At 73.7% G+C, this 19,265-nt stretch carries 17 protein-coding genes and 2 pseudogenes; 12 read left to right on the top strand and 7 right to left on the bottom strand.

Features of this window, described 5'->3' with window-relative positions; translation table 11 throughout:
* The 4 genes and pseudogenes from L1885_RS09165 to L1885_RS09150 all read left to right on the top strand — a co-directional run.
* Nucleotides 1-323 (top strand): annotated as a pseudogene (locus L1885_RS09165) (hypothetical protein); the annotation flags it as partial.
* Entirely contained in the window at nucleotides 310-780 is a 471-nt protein-coding gene (locus L1885_RS09160) for a roadblock/LC7 domain-containing protein (protein WP_235796521.1), read from the top strand. The pseudogene L1885_RS09165 and the gene L1885_RS09160, both read left to right, overlap by 14 nt.
* A 61-nt stretch (nucleotides 781-841) precedes the next feature.
* Nucleotides 842-1,291: a DUF742 domain-containing protein gene (locus L1885_RS09155; RefSeq protein WP_372481900.1), complete on the top strand. Its 450-nt coding sequence runs from the start codon at nucleotides 842-844 to the stop codon at nucleotides 1,289-1,291.
* Nucleotides 1,242-1,910: a GTP-binding protein gene (locus L1885_RS09150; RefSeq protein ID WP_372481899.1), complete on the top strand. Its 669-nt coding sequence runs from the start codon at nucleotides 1,242-1,244 to the stop codon at nucleotides 1,908-1,910. The genes L1885_RS09155 and L1885_RS09150 overlap by 50 nt, the downstream gene beginning before the upstream one ends.
* 194 nt (nucleotides 1,911-2,104) lie before the next feature.
* Here L1885_RS09150 and L1885_RS09145 read toward each other — a convergent pair whose 3' ends face one another.
* The 3 genes from L1885_RS09145 to L1885_RS09135 are packed head-to-tail and all read right to left on the bottom strand — an operon-like array spanning nucleotide 2,105 to nucleotide 4,700.
* Nucleotides 2,105-2,779: an ABC transporter permease gene (locus L1885_RS09145; RefSeq protein ID WP_235796516.1), complete on the bottom strand. Its 675-nt coding sequence runs from the start codon at nucleotides 2,777-2,779 to the stop codon at nucleotides 2,105-2,107.
* On the bottom strand, nucleotides 2,776-3,561 hold the full coding sequence (locus L1885_RS09140) for an ABC transporter permease (protein WP_235796515.1): 786 nt from the start codon (nucleotides 3,559-3,561) through the stop codon (nucleotides 2,776-2,778). Before L1885_RS09140 ends, L1885_RS09145 begins: the two co-directional genes overlap by 4 nt.
* Nucleotides 3,558-4,700, bottom strand: coding sequence for an ABC transporter ATP-binding protein (locus tag L1885_RS09135; protein ID WP_235796514.1), 1,143 nt, complete (start codon nucleotides 4,698-4,700; stop codon nucleotides 3,558-3,560). Before L1885_RS09135 ends, L1885_RS09140 begins: the two co-directional genes overlap by 4 nt.
* 705 nt (nucleotides 4,701-5,405) lie before the next feature.
* Here L1885_RS09135 and L1885_RS09130 point away from each other — a divergent pair.
* A complete protein-coding gene (locus tag L1885_RS09130) occupies nucleotides 5,406-6,476 on the top strand; it encodes an LLM class flavin-dependent oxidoreductase (protein WP_235796513.1) in 1,071 nt (356 codons plus the stop codon).
* Between the two features lie 267 nt (nucleotides 6,477-6,743).
* Nucleotides 6,744-7,424 carry an FMN reductase gene (locus L1885_RS09125; RefSeq protein WP_235796512.1) on the top strand — a complete coding sequence of 227 codons (681 nt, stop codon included), beginning with the start codon at nucleotides 6,744-6,746 and terminating at the stop codon, nucleotides 7,422-7,424.
* A 650-nt stretch (nucleotides 7,425-8,074) separates the two neighbouring features.
* On the opposite strand, the gene L1885_RS09120 is transcribed toward L1885_RS09125, so the two are convergent.
* Nucleotides 8,075-9,283, bottom strand: a complete 1,209-nt coding sequence (locus L1885_RS09120) for a MerR family transcriptional regulator (RefSeq protein ID WP_235796511.1) — start codon at nucleotides 9,281-9,283, stop codon at nucleotides 8,075-8,077.
* 550 nt (nucleotides 9,284-9,833) lie between these two features.
* Entirely contained in the window at nucleotides 9,834-10,172 is a 339-nt protein-coding gene (locus L1885_RS09115; protein ID WP_235796510.1) for a hypothetical protein, read from the bottom strand.
* 455 nt (nucleotides 10,173-10,627) lie between these two features.
* On the opposite strand from L1885_RS09115, the gene L1885_RS09110 reads away from it, so the two are divergent.
* The 3 genes from L1885_RS09110 (at nucleotide 10,628) to L1885_RS09100 (ending at nucleotide 12,806) form a co-directional block, all read left to right on the top strand.
* Nucleotides 10,628-11,107 (top strand): DUF7144 family membrane protein, encoded by a 480-nt coding sequence (locus L1885_RS09110; protein WP_235796509.1) that lies wholly within the window; start codon nucleotides 10,628-10,630, stop codon nucleotides 11,105-11,107.
* Nucleotides 11,108-11,378: 271 nt separating this feature from the next.
* Nucleotides 11,379-12,431 (top strand): endonuclease/exonuclease/phosphatase family protein, encoded by a 1,053-nt coding sequence (locus L1885_RS09105; protein WP_235796508.1) that lies wholly within the window; start codon nucleotides 11,379-11,381, stop codon nucleotides 12,429-12,431.
* Between the two features lie 117 nt (nucleotides 12,432-12,548).
* Complete coding sequence (locus L1885_RS09100) at nucleotides 12,549-12,806, top strand: DUF2630 family protein (protein WP_235796507.1); 258 nt, start codon at nucleotides 12,549-12,551, stop codon at nucleotides 12,804-12,806.
* Nucleotides 12,807-12,861: 55 nt separating this feature from the next.
* Here L1885_RS09100 and L1885_RS09095 read toward each other — a convergent pair whose 3' ends face one another.
* Together L1885_RS09095 and L1885_RS09090 are read right to left on the bottom strand one after the other, a co-directional pair.
* Complete coding sequence (locus tag L1885_RS09095) at nucleotides 12,862-14,070, bottom strand: NAD(P)/FAD-dependent oxidoreductase (RefSeq protein ID WP_235796506.1); 1,209 nt, start codon at nucleotides 14,068-14,070, stop codon at nucleotides 12,862-12,864.
* A gap of 186 nt (nucleotides 14,071-14,256) precedes the next feature.
* Nucleotides 14,257-14,772 carry an RNA-binding S4 domain-containing protein gene (locus L1885_RS09090; RefSeq protein WP_235796505.1) on the bottom strand — a complete coding sequence of 172 codons (516 nt, stop codon included), beginning with the start codon at nucleotides 14,770-14,772 and terminating at the stop codon, nucleotides 14,257-14,259.
* A gap of 540 nt (nucleotides 14,773-15,312) precedes the next feature.
* Between L1885_RS09090 and L1885_RS09085 the strand changes: the two genes are divergently transcribed.
* The 3 genes and pseudogenes from L1885_RS09085 to L1885_RS09075 form a co-directional block, all read left to right on the top strand.
* Nucleotides 15,313-16,731, top strand: a complete 1,419-nt coding sequence (locus L1885_RS09085) for an APC family permease (protein ID WP_235796518.1) — start codon at nucleotides 15,313-15,315, stop codon at nucleotides 16,729-16,731.
* Between the two features lie 185 nt (nucleotides 16,732-16,916).
* Nucleotides 16,917-18,275 (top strand): hypothetical protein, encoded by a 1,359-nt coding sequence (locus L1885_RS09080; protein ID WP_308117294.1) that lies wholly within the window; start codon nucleotides 16,917-16,919, stop codon nucleotides 18,273-18,275.
* Nucleotides 18,276-18,376: 101 nt separating this feature from the next.
* A pseudogene (locus L1885_RS09075) lies at nucleotides 18,377-19,265 on the top strand (hypothetical protein); the annotation flags it as partial.

Here is a 19,265-nt window from a genome sequence, read left to right as displayed (position 1 = left end):
CGACGCTCCAGGGCAGGGGGCGGTTCGCCGAGGACCTTCCGCGCACCGTGCCGCGGGCCTGGGCCCCGGCGGACGCCCAGGCGGCGCGCGACGCGATCGACGAGTTCGAGGCCGGAGTCGAGCGCGCCCACCGCGACGCCGGCCCCGGCTTCCCCGCCGACGAGACCCCCTCGGACGCCCCCCACGGCCCGCACCGGGCCCACCGGCCCGACCGGCCCGACCCGTACGGCCCGCCCGCCGGGCCCGATCCGCTCGACCGGCCAGGCCGGCCGGCAAGACCCGAACGTTCGGAAAGAAAGGTCAGTGACGATGTGGACAGGTGACGCGGGGCAGAATCCGCCGGAAGCCACCGACGTGCGTGCCGCGGCCGCGGACTTCACCTGGTTGCTCAACCGGTTCGCCACCGAGACCGCGGGCGTCGTCGACGCCATCGCCGTCTCGTCCGACGGACTGCTGATAGCCGTGTCGCGGCGCGACGAGCCCGCCGACTCGGAACGGCTCGCGGCCATCGTGTCGGGCATCACCAGCCTCGCGATGGGCGCGTCCGGCAACTACGGCCTGGGCGGGCTGAACAAGGTGATCATCGACCTGGAGGGCGGGCACGTCCTCGTGTCGGCCATCGGCAGCGGTGCCGTGCTCGGCGTCGTGGCCTCCAAGGAGGCCAAGCTCGGCAACATCGCGTACGAGATGACGGTCTTCGCCAACCGGGTCGGCGCGGCCCTCAGCCCGCAGCTCGTGATGGAACTGAAGAACAATGTGGGCGTTTCACCGTCGAGGTGACCGGCCCCGGCCGCTGCCCGCCGGGCCGGGCGGCGCGGCCGGGCCGTACGGACCGGGAAGGATCGCGAAGGTGACTGGTGAGGCACCGGTCGAAGGGGGCGGGGAGTTGCCGGACGAATCCGGGCGCGAACGACCGTCCCCGATCAGGCCCTTCCTGCTGACCGCGGGCCGGGTCGCCGGGACGGCGGCGCCCGGGAGCGGGCCGCCCATCCCGATCGAGACGCAGGTCGTCGCGACGTCGGGCGGCCTCGCGGTGCTCGACAGCTTCGCCTCCGAGCACCGCGACATCATCGCGGCCTGCCGCCGTCCGCAGTCGCTGGCGGAACTCGCCGCCAAATTGCGCCTGCATCTGAATGTGGTCCGTGTCATCGCCGACGACCTGCGCGCCCAGGGGCGGCTGCGGGTCTACGTGCCCCGGGCGAACGCCGCCCAGGACGCATCTGTTCTGCGAAGGGTGATCGATGGTCTCCGCACCGTCCCCGACTCCAGGGGGTTCCTCCGTGAAGGCTGACCCGCCCGGCACGGTGGCCGCACATGAGCAGGACATGCTCCAGCAGCCCCCGCTGCCCGTGAAGATGGTGATAGCCGGGGGCTTCGGCGTCGGCAAGACGACGACCGTCGCGTCCATCTCCGAGATCGAACCGCTGACCACGGAGGCGTCCATCACGACGGTCGCCGCCGGGGTCGACGACCTCAGCCACACCCCGGAGAAGACCACCACCACGGTCGCGATGGACTTCGGGTGCATCACCATCGACCCGACGCTCAAGCTCTACCTGTTCGGTACGCCCGGCCAGGAACGCTTCGGGTTCATGTGGGACGACATCGTGGAGGGCGCCCTCGGCGGCCTGGTGATCGTCGACACGCGGCGCCTCGACGACTGCTACGCGGCCGTCGACTACTTCGAGAACCGGGACATCCCGTTCGCGGTCGCCCTCAACGCCTTCGACGGCAAGGTCGACTACGAGCTGGACCAGGTCCGCTGGGCGCTCGACGTCTCCGACCACGTGCCCGTGACCGTCTTCGACGCGCGCGAACGCGGCTCGGTGCGCGACACGCTGCTCGTCGTCCTCGAACTCGCCCTGGAACGCGTGGAGAGAGCCCAGGCGCGGACGGGCACCCGCTACTAGCGTCACCGCCCGGCGTCTGCGGTCCGTACGGCGGGTGCGGCCCCTACGACGGAGGCCGGGGCAGGTCCCGTGGGACCTGTCCCGGCCTCCGTGCTTGGCGGCCCGAGTCGACCGACCTGCCCAGCGTGCCTGGCGTGCCTGGCGTGCCTGCCCGGGGGGTGCCCCGGATCGGGCCCGGGCCGGGCGGTGGGCGCTCAGGGCCGGCGTACGCCGCGCACCCCCCGGGAGACGGCGAAGCGGGACATCAGCCAGAACAGGCCGAGCGTGGCGAGCGCGAGAGCCGCCACGAGGGTCGCACCGCCGACGACCTTCTCGTAGTTGCGCTGGTACAGGCCGTCCACGATGTACCGTCCCACGCCGCCGAAGCTCACGTACGCCGCGATCGTGGCCGTGGAGACGACCTGGATCGCGGCCGAGCGCAGCCCGCTGAGGATCAGGGGCAGCGCGACCGGCAACTCGACCTGGAACAGGACCTTCGCCTGGTGCATGCCCATGCCCCGGGCCGCGTCCACGGGCGCGGGGTCGACCGTCCGCACCGCCTCGTACGTCGTCACGAGGATCGGCGGGATCGCCAGCACCACGAGGGGGATCAGCACGGGCAGTTTGCTGAGGCCCATCAGCACGAACAGCAGCACCAGCAGGCCGAAGCTGGGCAGGGCGCGCGCGGCGGTGGCCAGGAGTGCGAGCGCGTTGCCGCCGCGGCCGTAGTGGCCGGTCAGGAGCCCGACGGGCAGCCCGACGGCGCCCGCGATGCCGAGCGCGATGAGCGAGTACTCGATGTGCTCGACCAGCCGGGTCGGGATGCCGTCGTAGCCGTGCCAGTGCGCGCTGTCGGAGAAGAACGCGGAGATGAAGTGGAAGATCGTCACAGCGCGCTCCCCGCGGTGGGCCGGACATCGGTGGTTCCGTCGCCGAGCGTCCCGCCGGCCGGGAGGCCCCCGGCCTTGTCGCCGGCGTCGCCGTTCGCGTCGGGGCCGGCGGGGCCGCCCGCGCCGCGCCGGGCGCGCCGGGCGCTCTTGGGCAGCCACGGCGTCAGCAGCATCCGGATGAGGACGAGGGCGGCGTCCGCGAGGATCGCGAGCACGGCCGTGGTGACCACGGAGGAGACCGCGAGGATGGGGCGGTGGTAGAGGTTCGCGTCGGCGAGCAGGTTGCCCAGCGCGCCCTGGTTGCCGATGAGAGCGCCGACGCTGACGAGGCTGATGCTGGAGACGGTGGCGACGCGCAGGCCCGCGAAGATGGCGGGAACGGCGATCGGCAGCTCGACCTGGAGGTAGCGGCGGACGGGGCCGATGCCCATCGCGACGGCCGCCGCGTTGGTCTCCGGGGAGACGGAGCGCACGCCGTCCACGATGGCCGGGACGAGCACGACCAGACTGTAGAGGGCGAGCGGGATGACCACGGTGGTCTCGGTCTGTCCCGTGTAGTCGATCAGTACGACGAAGAACGCCAGCGACGGGATCGCGTAGAGGACCGTCGTCGCCCACAGGACGGGCGGGTAGAGCCACTTGAAGCGCACACACAGCTGTGCGACGGGCAGGGCCAGGACCAGGCCGATGGCGACCGGCAGCAGTGCTTCCTGGAGGTGGAGGCCGATCAGACCCACATAGCTGTGCTGCAGGTCGCTCGGCATGTCGAAGAAACCGTTCACCGTGCGGCTCCCACGTCCACGGGGGCGGTGCCGCGGCGACCGTGCGCCTCGCGGATCGCTCGGGCGATGGCTTCCTGGGAGACGACGCCCACGGCGCGTCCCTCGCCGTCCACGGCAGCGGCCCAGCCGGTCGGCGAGAGGACCGCGCAGTCGAGAGCGACGCGCAGCGAGTCCTCGCCGAGGCGGAACGTCTGCCCGCTCGCCAGGAGGCCCGCCGTGTCGTTCCTGGCGCCGGACGCGCGCAGGCGGGCGGCGTCCGCCCAGCCGAGCGGGCGGCCGTCCACGTCGACGACGAGCAACTGGGGCAGATCGGCGGCGCGCTCGGCGACCTGTGCGGCCGTCGCGTCGACGGCGACGATGCCGTTCCGTTCGAGGGGCAGCTGCTCCGTCCCGAAGAAGGACAGGCCCCTGATGCCGCGGTCGGCGCCGAGGAAGTCCTCGACGGCGGCGTCGGCGGGCCGGGAGAGAAGCTCGTCCGGCGGCGCGTACTGCGCCAGCTTCCCGCCGGTGCGCAGCACGGCGATCATGTCGCCGACGCGTATCGCCTCGTCTATGTCGTGGGTGACGAAGACGATCGTCTTGCCCAGTTCCGACTGGATGCGGAGCAGCTCCTCCTGGAGCCCGCGCCGCACGACGGGGTCGACGGCCGAGAACGGCTCGTCCATGAGGAGCACCGGCGGATCCGCCGCGAGCGCGCGCGCCACGCCGACACGCTGCTGCTGCCCGCCGGAGAGCTGGTACGGGTAGCGCTTGGCCATGGAGGTGTCGAGCCCGACGCGTTCCATCAGCTCCATGGAGCGCTCGCGGGCCTTCGCCTTCGACCAGCCGAGCATGCGCGGCACGGTGCCGATGTTGTCGACGATCGTGCGGTGCTGGAACAGGCCGGCGTTCTGGATCACGTAGCCCATCGACCGGCGCAGCGCGTTGACGGGCTTGTGCTGGATGTCCTCACCGTCGATGAGGATCCTGCCGCCGCTCAGTTCGATCATGCGGTTGATCATGCGGAGAGTCGTTGTCTTGCCGCAGCCGGACGGCCCGACGAGGACGGTGATCGACCGGTCGGGTATCTCCAAGGAGAGACCGTCGACGGCGACGGTGCCGTCGGGATACCTCTTGCTGACAGCTTCGATGGATATCAAGGCACCAATTACCCTTCGGTCCGGGCATCCGGGCAAGTGACGATCACCGAGCGGTCGCTGGGCGGTCGTAGGTGCGCAAGTGTAGACAGCGCCGTTGCCGGACGAGCGGGCGCGGCGGGCGCCGCCGAGCGCCTGCCACGGCTCCCCGCCGCCCCCAGGTCCCGCCGGCGCGTCGAACGTGCCGGGCCCCGCCGGGTGTTCAGCCACGCGGACGCGCTCCCCGGGGAGTCCCTGGGGAGTCCCGGGGATCCCCGTGGAGTTCCCGGAAGCCGCGGGGAGGCTCGACCGGCGGGCACGCGTCGGGTCTCGGGTCTCGGCTCCCGCATGTCGCTCGTCCTGCGGCGCGGGGCGCTCGTCGCGCGGCGGGCGGCGGGCGGCGGGCGGCGGGCGGTGGGCAGCGGGCACTGGGGCTCGGGCATCGGCAGTGGTGATTGCGTGCTGTGTGTCGCTGGTCGCGGATGGTGTCGAGGTCGCTGGGCGGACGCATTCGGTGATGGTGTCGGGCGTGCTGGGCGACGCTGTGGAGCGCGTCCGTGCCGAGGTTGCGGGCCCGGTTCGGGGGGCGGGGAATAGGGGGCAGGGGGTGTCCGTTGAGGGGTATAGTTCAACGTTCAACCAATAGTGGTACGGGGCGGCGAAACGGCCGGTCGAACGGTCACAGGGCCGACCGCACCGCGACGGCAGACATGGAGAGGTGAGTGCGCGATGCAGTTCGGGATCTTCACCGTTGGTGACGTCACCGCCGACCCGACCACCGGACGGACGCCGAGCGAGCACGAGCGGATCAAGACCATGGTGGCCATCGCGCAGAAGGCGGAGGAGGTGGGCCTCGACGTCTTCGCGACGGGCGAGCACCACAACCCGCCGTTCGTCCCCTCTTCTCCCACGACGATGCTCGGCTACATTGCCGCCCGCACGGAGCGTCTGATCCTTTCCACGTCGACCACGCTGATCACGACGAACGACCCGGTCAAGATCGCCGAGGACTTCGCGATGCTCCAGCACCTGGCCGGCGGCCGGGTCGACCTGATGATGGGGCGCGGCAACACCGGTCCGGTGTATCCGTGGTTCGGCAAGGACATCCGGCAGGGCATCCCCCTGGCGGTGGAGAACTACGCTCTGCTGCACCGCTTGTGGCGCGAGGACGTCATCGACTGGTCGGGGAAGTTCCGCACGCCGTTGCAGGGCTTCACCTCCACACCGCGCCCGCTCGACGGTGTGCCCCCCTTCGTCTGGCACGGTTCGATCAGGTCGCCGGAGATCGCCGAGCAGGCCGCGTACTACGGCGACGGTTTCTTCGCCAACAACATCTTCTGGCCGAAGGGCCACTTCCAGAAGCTGATCGAGCTTTACCGGAGGCGCTACGCCCACTACGGGCACGGCACCCCGGAGCAGGCGATCGTCGGCCTGGGCGGCCAGGTGTTCATGCGGGCGAAGTCGCAGGACGCGGTGCGGGAGTTCCGCCCGTACTTCGACAACGCACCGGTCTACGGGCATGGGCCCTCGCTGGAGGAGTTCACCGAGCAGACCCCTCTGACGGTCGGCAGCCCCCAGGAGGTCATCGAGAAGACGCTGCAGTTCAGGGAGGCCTTCGGGGACTACCAGCGTCAGTTGTTCCTGATGGACCACGCCGGGCTGCCGCTGAAGACGGTCCTGGAGCAGCTGGACCTGCTGGGCGAGGAGGTCGTCCCCGTCCTGCGCAAGGAATTCGCCGTGGGGCGCCCCGCCGACGTCCCCGACGCGCCGCCGGCCCACCCCGCCCTGGCCCGCGCCTGACGAACGGGCGCGAGCAGGGGACGAGGCGGGGGCACGAGACGCGAGCCGGGTCGCGAAACGGTCGGCGAGCCGGGCAACGGACCGGGCAGCCGACCGGATCGTGAGCCGGGCGGCACGGCGGGTGACCTCCGAGGAGCGCCCGGGGCGTGTGACTGCCCCGGGTGCCGGGCGTGGCCCGGGCGGGACGGCGGCGATGTGCATCACCGGCCCGGCGGACGACTGAGCGCCGGGCCGGACGACCAACCGATCGACGAGTCGAGGGACGGAATGAACGAGCTGAAGCTGGTGGCCGTGACGGCGGGGCTGGGCAAGCCCTCTTCGACGCGGCTGCTCACGGACCGGCTGGCAACGGCGGTGACCGAGCACGCCGGGGCCGGCAGCGCGGTCGACGTGCACGTCGTCGAACTGAGGGACCTGGCGGTCGACATCGCCAACAACCTGGTCTCGGGCTGGCCGTCCTCCGCGCTGGGCGCGGCACTGGAGGCGGTGTCGGACGCGGACGGGCTGATCGTGGTGACGCCGGTGTTCGCCGGCGCGTACAGCGGTCTGTTCAAGTCCTTCTTCGACCTCGTCGAGCCCGAGGCCCTGACGGGTACGCCCGTGCTCCTCGGGGCGACCGGTGGAACGGCACGCCACTCGCTCGTCGTGGAGCACGCGCTGCGTCCCCTGTTCTCCTACCTGCACGCGCTCACGCTGCCGACGGCGGTCTTCGCTGCCACCGACGACTGGGGCGCGGGCGCCGACACGTACGGCGGCGGTCTGCCGGCCCGGATCGACCGGGCCGGCCGGGAGTTCGCGGACCTGCTGGCCCGCCTTGCCGGTGACGGCATCCCACGCGCACGCGTGGAGAGGGATGCGCGCGCCGCCGGCCAGGACGAGTTGGACGGGCCGGGCGGTCAGGGCGAGGCGGACGTCGTTCCCTTCGAGCAGTTGCTGGCCGGCCTCTGAGGACCGGTCGGGGACGCGGTGGCGCCGGCCGGTCGGCCCGCGCGCCGCAGGCACCCCCTCGCACGAGGGGAGGCCCGAGAGGGATGAGGCCGTGACGTGGAGTACCGGACGTGAGGCTCTCGGTGTCCGCATGTGCATGTGAGTCCCTTCCGTGGAGGCGTGGGTGGACCGGAGGTCGCGGTTCACCCACGCCTCTTCGTTTCGACGGGTGTCTGGGGGCTTCAGCGGCGCGTGCGGGTGTCTGCCGTGTCTGATGGTGTCGGCTGTGTCTGCGCTTGCGACGTGCGGACGTGCGGACGTGCGGACGTGCGGACGTGCGGACGTGCGGACGTGCGGACGTGCGGACGTGCGGACACGCGGACGTGCGGACGTGCGGACGTGCGGACGTGCGGACACGCGGACGTGCCGACGTGCCGACGAGCGGACGAGCGGACGTGTGGGCGAGGGGCTCTGTGCCCTGCGCGGGCCGGGGCGCCCGTGGTCACGCCCGAGGCGCGCCCGTGGCCTGGGACCCCCGTGGGCGCCGGGACCCCCGTGGGCGCCGGGACCGCCGTGGCGCCGGGACGCCGGGGCGCCCGAGGTGTCGGGTGTGGATGCGTCGGAATGTCGGTATGCCGTGGTGGTGGATCGCGGTGGGGCCGGGTGCCGGCTCAGAGCGCGACGATGTCCGCGACCACACAGCCCACGTTGTCGGGGGCGCCTGCCTCGTCCACGAGGGTCAGCAGCGCCGCTACCGCCTGCTCCGGTGTCGGCGAGACGGCCGGTGTCAGGGCCGTGCGTATCGACTCCTCCTCCACGACCGACGACAGGCCGTCGGAGCACAGCAGGAAGCGGTCGCCGGGCTCGGCGTCACGCAGCCGCACGTCGAAGGTGCTGGTCGTGCCGGCGGGCGTCTCGCCTGCCGGGGCGGCGGCGGGCCCCGCGGACGCGGCGGTGCCGCGTGCCGCGGCCGCTCCTGCCGCATGCGCCGGCCTTCCGCCGTTGAGCCCGCGCAGCAGCAGGGCGCGCTGCGGGTGCGACGCCGCCTCCGCGGGATCGAGTTGGCCCGCGTCGACCATCGCCTGGACCATGCTGTGGTCGTGCGTGATCAGGAACAGTTCGCCGCGCCGCAGCAGATAGGCGCGGGTGTCGCCTATGTGCACCAGCGCAAGCTGCGAGCCCGTCCACGCGAGGGCCGTCAGCGTCGTCCCGGAGTCCTCGAAGGGCTCGAGCGCGCTCTCCACCGACTCCGCCGAATCCGCCAGCGCGTTCAGCAGGTCGGCGCCGGTCAGGCCCTCGGGGAGCCGGGCCCGCAGTGCCTCGATGGCCGCTTCCCCCGCGGGGGCGCCCAGCCTCCCGTAGCCGTCGGCCACCGCGAACAGCCTGTCGCCCGCGTACACGGCGTCCTGGTTGGTCTCCCTGACCCGGCCCCGCGTGGAGCGGGACGCGTACCTGACTCCCAACTCGCGTGGCGGCACGGAACGTGTCTTCGTCGTCACGGTCTTTCCCCTCCCGGGCGGGCCCTCGGGCTCCGCCGTCAAATGGCCGACGAGGAAGTGCGCCAGGTCGCGGCGGGCCGCCGTCTCGGACTCCACGGACGCCCAGTAGCCGGCGACCTCGTGTCCCGCTGCCGCGCGGTCCGCCTCGACCAGGTCGCAGACCTTGTTGATGCGGACCAGCGGCATACCGATGCGCCGGAGCCAGAGCACCAGCCGCGCGCGCTCAAGCTGCGCGGGCTCGTAATACCGGTAGCCGGTCAGATCGTCCACGCGCACCGGGCGCAGCAGTCCGAGCTCGTCGTAGCGCCGCAGCGCCTTCGCCGAGAGACCGCTCGCCCGCGCGAACGCCCCGATCGTCAGCCGTGTCGTGCTGTGTGCCATCGCGCACCGCCCCCCTCCTCGTACCGCGCGGTCTCGCCGCCCGGCTCCACCGATGCTGGGGCTTCCCCCAGCGGCAAGGTCAACCCGCCCCGAATCCCCGTCCGGCCGCCCTTCGTCGCGCTGTGCATCCGCGCGGCCACTCGGCTCGCGCATCCGCCGAGGCGAACCGCGTGCGACCGGATGGACGCCCTCAGGCTCGCACGTCACGTGACGCCGTGTGTGTGCCCGGACGCAGACTGTGGACAAGCCGGCCGCTGTGGACAACGCGGTCACCCGGAGGAGTCCCACGCGCCGCTGTCGCGCCGCGGAACCGGTGGCAGCAGGAGCAGGAGCAGGAGCAGGAGCGGGAGCAGGGGCGGGAGCAGGGGCGGCGGGCCGGACCGGGGCGATCTCCCGGTACGACCCGCCGCTTCGGCGTTCAGTGCGCTGATCCGCGATCTGCGATGTGGCCTGCTGTGGGCCGCTGCTGTGGTCTGCCCTGTGCCTCACCCGGCTCGGCTGACCTGGTGTGCCTGCCGGGCCCGGCGGGACCTGCTGTGCCCCACCGGGCTCAGCGGGACCTGCTGTGTTCCTCGTGCGTGTACCACCAGTAGTACGTCACCAGGGTCACTCCGACCCCGATGGCGAGCCCCAGCCCGGCCGAACGCCAGACGCTGAAGTCACCGAGCGCGCGCAGGAACCCCACGGAACCGCCGATGAAGACGCCCCAGACCGGAGCGCGCAGTTCGCGCTTCATCGCGTGCTGGCCCTTGAGGATCAGGAACATCAGCACCGCGAATCCCACGCCGGCGGCCAGGGCGAGCCACAACTGGTTGAACGTGGCCGCACCGCCCGCGCGCGCCATGTAGGACGCGTAGGCGCCGTACGCGATGCCGAAGAGGAGCGGCACGCCCACGATCGCCGGCGAGGGGCGGCCGCGGGGCATTCCGCCGCGGCGGCCCGTGGAAGCCCTCCGCGGTGTCGGTGCTGCGTGAGCTGCCATGTCCGGGAATCCCTTCGCTCACCCCGAGAACTCCCCCTGTCCCAGCTTCCAGGGCACACCCGTCGCGGGGGCGCGGCAACCGGGCCGGTGGCCTCGGGCCGCGATTCGCCCGGTGGTGCGGGGCAGCGGGGCAGCGTGTCAGGGGGCAGCGGGGCAGCGGGGTTCGGGATGCGGGGGCCGGCGCGGGCCCGCCGGCTCACTCGTCCTGCGCGGGGCGGTCGGGGCGGCACGCGGTCCGGCGGGCGGTCCGCGAGGCGTGCGGGCCGGGTCCGGGCTGGGGCGCGCGGAAGGAAACGTGCGGGTCAGACGGGGTGAGCGCGAGATAAATATCCCTTTTGTCGGTTCGGGCGCACCATGTTCACATGAGCCAGAACACTGCACAACCACCTCGTGGCACCGGCTCCGACATGGGTGCGGGGACCGGTGCAGGTCACGGTCGACACGACCACAACCGCGCCGCCGCCTGGGCGGCGGGCGGCACCTTGTTCGCGGGGACGCTGCTCCTGGTGTCCGGGATCATGGACATCCTTCAGGGGATCGTGGCGATCTCCCGGGACAGCGTCTACGCGCACGTGCACAACTACGTCTATTCCTTCAACATCACCAGCTGGGGCTGGATCCATCTGGCGCTCGGCGTCCTGATGGTGATCGTCGGTCTCGGCGTCCTGCGGGGCGCGGTCTGGGCACGGCTGACGGGCATAGCCCTCGCGGCGCTGAACGTGTTCGCGCAGTTCATGTTCCTGCCGTTCGCGCCGGTCTGGGCGATCCTCGGCATCGGCGTCTCGGTGTTCGTGATCTGGTCGCTGGCCTGGGACCGGCGGGTGCACCACACGACGAGGTGACGTCACCGGGTGCCCCGCGGGGTGCCGGGCGGCGGCCTTCTGGGTAGGGATGCGGGCGGTGTGCCGGGCGGTCCGGCCGCCGGCCGCGTTCCGTGCCAGGTCGCGGCCCGGAACGGAACGGATGGCGAACGGGCCCGCCGACCTGCGGGTCCCCGGGTGCGGACGGGTGTCCGCACCCGTCGTCAGGAGAGGCCGGACGTTGTCCCCGTCGCCGACGCCGCCACCCCCAGCGGCATCGCCACCGCCGCCGCAGCCACCGCCGGCATCGCCGATGGCGCCGCTGGCGCACGAGTCCGAGTCCGAGTCCGCCGAACGGCCGCCCGTACGCCGGCGGCTGCCGGTACGCGTGCTGCGCGGCTGCGTCGGCTCGGCCGCGTTCCTGCTGCTGTTCGTGGTGTCCGCGGTGCTCGTGTGCAGGGCGGCGGGGACCGACGGAGTCACCCCCGTACCGCAGTTGCTCGCGGCGCTGCCGTGGCTCGCGGTGCCGGCCGCGGGCGGGCTGTTCGCCGCGGCGGCCCTGCGCGTGCGGTCGGGAGCGCTGTGGGCCGTGGCCGTGCTGGCGGTCGTCGCCTGGTACGCGAGGCCGTTCGCGGGCGGGTACCCCACGCCGGAGCCGCCGGGGCCGGTCGTGGCGCGGTTGACCGTCCTGACGTCCAACGTCGAGTTCGGTCAGGCGACGCAAGGACTGATCGACGAGGTGATGCGCGAGAGCGCACGGGGGCACAGGCCGGACCTCGTCTTCGTGGAGGAGTGTTCGCTGCGGTGCTCGGCGCTGCTGGACGCGCGCCTGCCGCACGCGCTGTATCCGTACCGGGACGTCGTCCGGGAGGACGGTTCGAAGGGCTCGGCGATCCTCTCCCTCCACCCGCTCGACGTCGGCCCGCGCATCACCTCCACGATGGCGATGCCGGGTGCGCTGATGCGGATCGGGGGCCGCACGGTGAGGCTGCGGCTCGCCCACCCACTGCCGCCGATCCCGGGGCAGGTGGGCGCGTGGCGCGCGGAGCTCGGCCGCATCGCCGACGACGCGGCCGCCGGTCGCGACGGACCACCGGCGATCGTCGCGGGCGACTTCAACGCCACACGCGACCACGCCGCGTTCCGCGACCTGCTCACCGCGGGCGGCCTGCGCGACAGCGCCCTGTACGGCGGTGCCGCCCACACGCCGTCCTGGCCGCACGGCGTGCCCAGGCCGCTGGGCGCGCAGATCGACCATGTTCTGACCAGCCGGGAATTCGCCGTACGGGACGCGCGGTTCATCGATCTGTCGGACACCGATCACCGGGCCCTGCGGGTACGGCTCGACCTGCACGAGGCACGGTGATGGGGCGAAGATCGACGGTAGGACGGACGCAGGAACGCCGATACGTGAGAGCGTCGGTGTGCAGGGACGTCAGTACGCAGAACGCCGGCATCGGCACGCAGGAGAGGCGGGCGCGCGATGAGCGCTTCGAACGAGAACAAGGGCATCTTCACCGCCATCGACAGCCTGGTGGACGAGGAGCACAAGCTGCGCGAGCGCTCCGTCGGCAGCCAGGGCCTCGGCGCCGACGACCGCGCGCGGCTGCGCGAGGTCGAGGTGCAGCTCGACCAGTGCTGGGACCTGCTGCGGCAGCGGCGGGCCAAGTCCGAGTTCGGCGAGGACCCGGCGGAGGCGAAGGTCCGCTCCGCGAACGAGGTGGAGGGTTACCAGGGCTGAGGTCCCCCGCGCGACGTACCCGCCGCGTACAGGCCGTGCACGGGCGGGGCCGGTCTCACGCGCCCGCCGGCGCCGCGGTCTCGGCGTCGAGCAGGGCGTTGTTGAGGGCGATCGCGGTTGCCGTGGCGTGGCCGGCTGCTCCGGCGACGGTCAGCGCCGGGTCGGCGCACGTCCCGGCGGCCCAGACGCCGGGGACGCTGGTGCGCCCGTCCGCGTCCGTGGTCACGGCCGCCCCGGAGACGTCGCAGCCGAGCAGCCCGGGCAGCGAGGAGGCCTGACGGCGGGCCGTCGCGGCGAACAGGGCCCCGTACGGCACGAGTCCCCCGCCGGCGAACTCGATTCCCACGAGCCGCCCGGCCTCGGCCACGACGCGCCGGACGCGGTCCTCGGTGACCTTGACGCCGAGCCGGGCGAGCCGGTCGAGCTGCGCCGGGTCGAGACCCGCGGGGCCGTCGGCGGCCAGCGTCAGGTCGTCGGTGAAGCGGCTCAGGAGGAGCAACTGCCGCCAGGCGCGCGGCCCGGATCCGACGACCGCGACCGGCAGACCCGTCGCCTCCCAGCCGTGGCAGTACGGGCACGAGACGACGTCGGTGCCCCACAGGGCCGCGAGGCCGGGGACGTCCGGCAGGTCCTCGGCGATGCCCGTCGCGAGGACGAGCGTGCCGGCGGCGAGCGCGGTGCCGGTGCCGACGCCGTCGCCGGTGCCGCTGGTGCGGTGCGTTTGGGGGCCGGTGCCCCGTGGGCCGAGGGCGCTTCGCGTCCCGCTGCTTTCGAGGGCGGCGGCAGGGGCGTCGGCCGTGGTCCCGGCGCCCGGGGCGACCGTGATCTGCCAGTCCGGCCGGCCTGCGGCATCCGACGCGGGCCGGCCCCCCGCCGCCCGGGCCCTGACGACCGTCCCCGACACGAAGGCGACGCCGTAGCGGGCGGCGTCCGCCCGCGCCCGTGCGAGGAGCTCGGAGGGGTCCACCCCTTCGTGGCCCGCGAGATTGTGCACGGCGGACGCGTTCTCGTTGCGCGGGTGACCGGAGTCCACCACGACCACGCTCCGCCGCGACCTCGCCAGGACCAGTGCCGCCTGGACGCCCGCGATCCCGCCGCCCACGACGGCCACCTCGGCCCGCGTGGGACGTACGTCCTGCGCCGCGCGCGTGGTGCGGCTCAGCGGCCGGATGTCATCACCGGTGGCGGTGCCGGTGCCGGTGCCGGTGCCGGCACCGGCGCCTGTGCTTGTGCCGGCGGCCGTGGCTGTGTGCGAGGTGGCCATGCCCTGTCCCTGCCCGTGGGGAAACGGGCGGCCGGGGGGCCGCCCTGGCCGGAAGCAAAGCAGTTGTCCGCATGATGAGCCAGAACGTTTCGCGGAGTGAGATTTCGGTGTCGAGCGGTGGGCGCTGGGCGCTGGGTGGTGAGCTGCGACGGGCGGGTGGCGCGCTCCGGCGGCCGCGGGGCGCCGTCAGTTGCCCTGGAGGCGGTCCAGCTCTCTGCGGTCGCGCTTCGTCGGGCGCCCCGCGCCGCGCGGACGCACCGAGATGGGCGCCGTGAACTCCCTGGGGGGCGGCGGCGGGCTGTTGTCGACGTAGCAGGTCACGGCGACCGGCGCGCCGACCCGCTTCTTGATCAACTTGGTCACGACGACGCGCCGTTCCCGTCCGGCGTGCCACACCCGTACCTCGTCGCCCGCCTTCACCGGCTGTGAGGGCTTGACGCGCTCGCCGTTCACCCGGACATGGCCGCCCTTGCAGGCGGTCGCGGCCTGGGAACGGGTCTTCGTCAGGCGGACGGACCACACCCAGCTGTCCACGCGTACGGAGGGGCCGGGCTGCCCGGCGCCCGCGCTCCTCGGGTCCGCGTCCGGCGCGGTTGCCTCGACGTCGGGCGGCGCCGCCGCGCGGGCCGGGTCGGCCGGCGCGGTCGTCTGGGGCGGCTCGTGCCGTGGTTCGTCTGCCTCGTGGCGGTCGTCGGCGGGCATGCCACCGAGCCTAGTCCTACGCGCAGGCACGGTGGGTGCCGCGGCGGACACGTTCGGCGGTGGGACGCGGAACCGTACGCGGCGCGGCACGCGGCACGGCACACTTCGTGCCGCTCGCCGTCCGTCGACCTCCGTCCGTCGGCCGCCGCCCTCCGCCCGCCGCTCGCCGATTTCCGCCCGCCCGCCGGTCGGTGGGCCGCGGGAGTCCGGCGTGTGCGCGGGCCCGGTCGCGTGACCTTGACGCGTACGCGTCGTTGGAGGCAGGGGAGACGAACAGGCGGACAGCGTAGGGGACTTGGGGCCGAAGGGCGGGCGTCCGGCGGTGCGGGCCGCGACTCGGCCCTGCCGAGGAACCGTACGGGGCGCCGCCACGTCGCTAGGATGCCGACCTCCGCCCTTTCAGGGAGGCTGTGGGTGATCGGAATGCGCGGACGCGTTGCACGTGGTGGACGTGGCGGCCCCGGGGACAGCGGTCCCCGGCCCGGCGGCCTCGGACGCGGTCTGCAGCCCGGTGTGCTCGGTGCGTTCGCGACGTCCGTGATGGCCGTCGCGGGCAGTGCCCCCGCCTACACGATCTCCGCGACCACCGCCGTTCTGGTGGGTGCGGTCGGCCTGGCGGGCCCCGCGTCGCTGCTCTACAGCGCGGTGCCCATGCTCGGCATCGTCCTGGCGTACGGCCGCCTCGGCCGGATCGACCCGAGTGCGGGGGCGGCGTACTCGTGGGTGGGGCGGACCCTCCACCCCTTCCTGGGCTTCCTGTCGGGATGGGCACTCGTCGTGTCGTCCACGATCTTCATGGTGGCGGGGGCACTGCCGGCGGGGACGCTGACGCTGTCGCTGTTCGACCCGGCACTCGGCGAACGCCCCTGGCTCGCCGCCCTGGTGGGCGCCGTGTGGTTCCTGGTGATGGTCGCGGTGGTGCTGGGCGGGGTGCGGCTTTCGATACGGACGCAGTTCGCGCTCACGGGCATCGAGGTGGCGCTGCTCCTGGCGTTCCTGGTGCCGGCCCTCGTGCGCGGCGGCGGCGCGGGCCGCGACTTCGACTGGCGGTGGCTCGGCCTCGGCGGCTTCGACGGGCCGGGCGGGTTCGCGGCGGGCGCGCTGATCGCCACGTTCTACTTCTGGGGCTGGGACGTCACCAGCAACCTCAGCGAGGAGAGCCGCAACAGCCGCAGGACCGCCGGGTTCGCAGCGCTGTGCGGGGCAGGGGTGGTGTTCCTGCTGTTCGAGACGTACACCGTCGCCATCAACATGCTGCTGCCGCCGGGCCGGATCGAGGCGGGCGGCGCGGACGTGCTGCGTGTGCTCGGCGAGGCCGTGTGGCCGGGGACGGGCGGCCGGGTGCTGATCGCGGCGGTGCTGCTGTCGACCGTCGCGACCTTCGAGACGACGCTCCTCCAGGCGACCCGTTCGCTGTTCGCGATGGGCCGCGACCGTACGCTGCCCGCCGCCCTCGGACGGATCCACCCCCGGTGGAACACCCCGTACGCGGCGGTCGCCGTCGTCGGCGGGGTCGCGCTCGTCATGCTGCTGGCGGCCGGAACGTTCGGTTCGGTGACGGAGGTCGTGTCCGACGCCGTGACCGCCATCTCGCTCCAGATATCCGTCTATTACGCGCTCGCGGGGCTGGCCGCGGTCGTCGCCTACCGCAAACTCCTGCTGACGTCCGTCAAGGAGTTCCTGTTGAGTGGCGTCTGGCCGCTGTTCGGTTCGGTGTTCGTGTTGTGGATGTTCTTCGAATCACTGGGCCGGCTGTCGGCCGTGGAGGCGACGATCGGGCTGGGCGGGCTCGGCCTCGGGCTCGTCCCGATGCTCTGGTACTGGCGCAGGGGCAGCTCGTACTACCGCCCGGCGCGGCTGGACGCCTCGCGTTCGACCGTCGACCTGCCGTCGGCCGGCGGCCCGCGGTACGAGGACGGCACGCCGTACGAGGACGGTGCGATGGCCACCGACTTCTGAACGGACCGGGCCGGGCGGGACTGCGTGGACCGGGCGGGGCCGGGAGGGACTGCGTGGACCGGGCGGGGCCGGGCGGGACCGCATGGGCCGGGCGGGGCGAGTGGGGGCCGGCGGGCGGCATCGGTGGCCGCGGGCGGCGCGGGGGAGACGTACCAGTCGGTTGTTCGGGTGAGGGAGGGTCCACCATGGCGACGGAGAACCGGCACAGGGCATCGGGCGGCGGCGGATGGCCGGGGCGGCTCCCGCGCACGGCGCGCTTCGCCAGGCCGGGCGGCGCGGGAGCCGGGGGCCTCTTCCGAGTGGGCGACGCGGCAACTGACGTCCGGGTGGCGCCCGCCGACCCCGGGACCGACCCGGCCGGTTCCGGCGCCCGCGGGCAGGACGGCCCCGGAGGGGACGTCGGAGCCGGAGGCGCCGCCACCGTGCGCACGCCTGGGCCGCGGGGCCGGGACGAGCGGACCCCGCCCGCTCCCGGACGGCCCGGCGGGCTCGGCTGGGCGGTCCGCCCCGCTCCCCCCGGCGAGGAGGACGCCGCGTGGCTCCGGCCGCCGTCGGACGACGACCCGGCCGCGCCCCCCGACTTCGACCTGGACTGCGGCGACGCCGAACTGACGGCAGCGCGCCAGGACATCGTGATCGGGCGCTGGCAGGGCGTACGGGACCTGCTCGCCGGGAGCGGCGACAACTGGCAGCTCCGTACCCACCGGTTGCGCATCCTCTCGCACGCGGCCGCGTCCTGTTCGGTCGCCGAGACGTGGGCCGACGCCGAACCCGGCAACCCGGACGCGGCAGTGCTGCGCGCGGCGACGGAGGTCGTACGCGCCTTCGGCGCGGCCATCGTGCTGCGCGGTGGGGCGCCGCGGGGCGAGACGCTCCCGGAGGCCCGGCTCGACGGCGTCGTACGGTCCTGCCTGCGCGCCGCGGACGCGAGCCCCCTCGACCCGGCGCCGTGGGCCTCCCTGCTGACGGTGGCGCGGCTGTACGGGAAAGGTGTGCGCGGCCCGGAGTTGCAGCGCTGGTGGGACGGGCTGCGGCGGCGCGACCCGTTCCACGTCGAGGGCCACGCGCAGTTGCTGCGGTACTTCTCGGCGCGCTGGCACGGCACCCACGGCCGCATGTACGGCTTCGCCCGCGACGCGGCGGCCGTCGCGCCGGAGGGGTCCCCGCTGCCGGTCCTGGTGCAGATCGCCCGGGTCGAGGAGTACCGGTACGTCATCGAGTCGGCCGCCGCGAACGGCGGGAGCCCACCGTGCGAGACCGGCCAGCACTGGTCCCACGACATCGCGGCGACCGAGGCACGGCGAACGTACGAACGCTGGCTCGGCGGGCGGCCTCGCGGGCCGGTCCTCCCCGAGGAGACCGGCGACCTCAACTACCTGACCCACGCCCTGTGCCTGGGGGGTCTCGAAGCCCCGGCCGCCGACGCGTTCGCGCTGCTCGGCCGCCGGGCCGTGCGCGTCCCGTGGTCGTACACCGGGGACCCGGCCGAGCAGTTCGCGGCCTACCGCAGGGCGAGGCTGGGGGCCGGGCGGGACGGCGGCTAACCTTACGTATCCGCCCTGGCCAGAAATGTGGGGTCGCTCCGGGCCGATTCGCAGGCCCTGGACTCCCACCGGCACACCAACTCAGCTGAAAGGGCTCCCCCATGGGCATTCGGAGCTTGTTGCGCAAGGTGTTCGGACGCGACGGAGCCGACACGCGCGGCCCCGAGAAGCGCAACGGCGACGAGTCCGCCGCAACGGCGGTTCCGCCGCAGGCGGACCGCGCGACGTCGGCCGCTCAGTCGGCGGAGCCGGAGCCCGAGACGCCCGCGGAGACGGGCAGATCCGCGACCGCCGAGCCGTCCGCCGCGCCTGCCGCCACGGGCCCCAAGGTTCCCGAGCAGTCCGGTCCGGCACCGGAGGAGGCGGCGGCCGACCTGGTCGCGGCGGCCTTCGACAAGCCGCGTCAGCCCGCGAAGCCCGCCCCGACCGTCCCGGCCCAGGCCACGCATCGGGACCTCGTGCAGCCGAAGGACGACGAGGCCGAGGCCGCCCACGAGGCGCAGGCCGAGGCCGGAGCCGCGTCGGCGTCCGGCGCCGCCGAAGGCGAACCGGCGGTTTCTTCGGAGGCCGCCGCCGAGACCGCTTCCGGGGCAGAGCCGGAGGTCGTGTCCGAGTCGGAGGCCGCCGCCGAGCCCGAGGTCGCGGCCGAGGACAAGTCGGACGTTGCTCCCGAGCCCGAGCCCGAGGCCGCCGCGGGGGCCGAGGCCGGGACCGCTTCCGAGCCGGAGTCCCCGTCCGAGCCGGCCTCGAAGCCGACGACGGAGCCGGAGTCGAAGCCGGCGACGGAGTCGGCGGTCGCCGGGGCGGAAACGGAGCTCGCCCCGGAACCCGCCCCGGAACCCGAGCGGAAGCCGGAGCAGGCTGTCGCGGAGGCGGCGCCCGAGCCCGCCGCCGCGGAGGCGCCCGCGACTGAGCCCGAGCAGGCCCCCGAGCCCGCCGCCGAGACGCCCGTGCCCGCCGCCGAGGCCGAGAGCGAGGCGGCGCCCGAGG

This window comes from Streptomyces fuscigenes (assembly GCF_021556455.1).
GTDB classification, from domain to species: Bacteria; Actinomycetota; Actinomycetes; order Streptomycetales; family Streptomycetaceae; genus Streptomyces; species Streptomyces fuscigenes.
This window is presented reverse-complemented; position numbering and strand designations above follow the sequence as displayed.

Excerpts from the sequence above, each read along its gene's own strand:
- L1885_RS09110 (WP_235796509.1), top strand. The coding sequence starts at position 10,628 with ATGAGCCAGAACACTGCACAACCACCTCGTGGCACCGGCTCCGACATG.
- L1885_RS09150 (WP_372481899.1), top strand. The coding sequence starts at position 1,242 with ATGGTCTCCGCACCGTCCCCGACTCCAGGGGGTTCCTCCGTGAAGGCT.
- L1885_RS09130 (WP_235796513.1), top strand. The coding sequence starts at position 5,406 with ATGCAGTTCGGGATCTTCACCGTTGGTGACGTCACCGCCGACCCGACC.
- L1885_RS09080 (WP_308117294.1), top strand. The coding sequence starts at position 16,917 with ATGGCGACGGAGAACCGGCACAGGGCATCGGGCGGCGGCGGATGGCCG.
- L1885_RS09160 (WP_235796521.1), top strand. The coding sequence starts at position 310 with ATGTGGACAGGTGACGCGGGGCAGAATCCGCCGGAAGCCACCGACGTG.
- L1885_RS09095 (WP_235796506.1), bottom strand. The coding sequence starts at position 14,070 with ATGGCCACCTCGCACACAGCCACGGCCGCCGGCACAAGCACAGGCGCC.
- L1885_RS09085 (WP_235796518.1), top strand. The coding sequence starts at position 15,313 with ATGGCCGTCGCGGGCAGTGCCCCCGCCTACACGATCTCCGCGACCACC.
- L1885_RS09090 (WP_235796505.1), bottom strand. The coding sequence starts at position 14,772 with ATGCCCGCCGACGACCGCCACGAGGCAGACGAACCACGGCACGAGCCG.
- L1885_RS09105 (WP_235796508.1), top strand. The coding sequence starts at position 11,379 with ATGGCGCCGCTGGCGCACGAGTCCGAGTCCGAGTCCGCCGAACGGCCG.
- L1885_RS09125 (WP_235796512.1), top strand. The coding sequence starts at position 6,744 with ATGAACGAGCTGAAGCTGGTGGCCGTGACGGCGGGGCTGGGCAAGCCC.
- L1885_RS09120 (WP_235796511.1), bottom strand. The coding sequence starts at position 9,283 with ATGGCACACAGCACGACACGGCTGACGATCGGGGCGTTCGCGCGGGCG.
- L1885_RS09100 (WP_235796507.1), top strand. The coding sequence starts at position 12,549 with ATGAGCGCTTCGAACGAGAACAAGGGCATCTTCACCGCCATCGACAGC.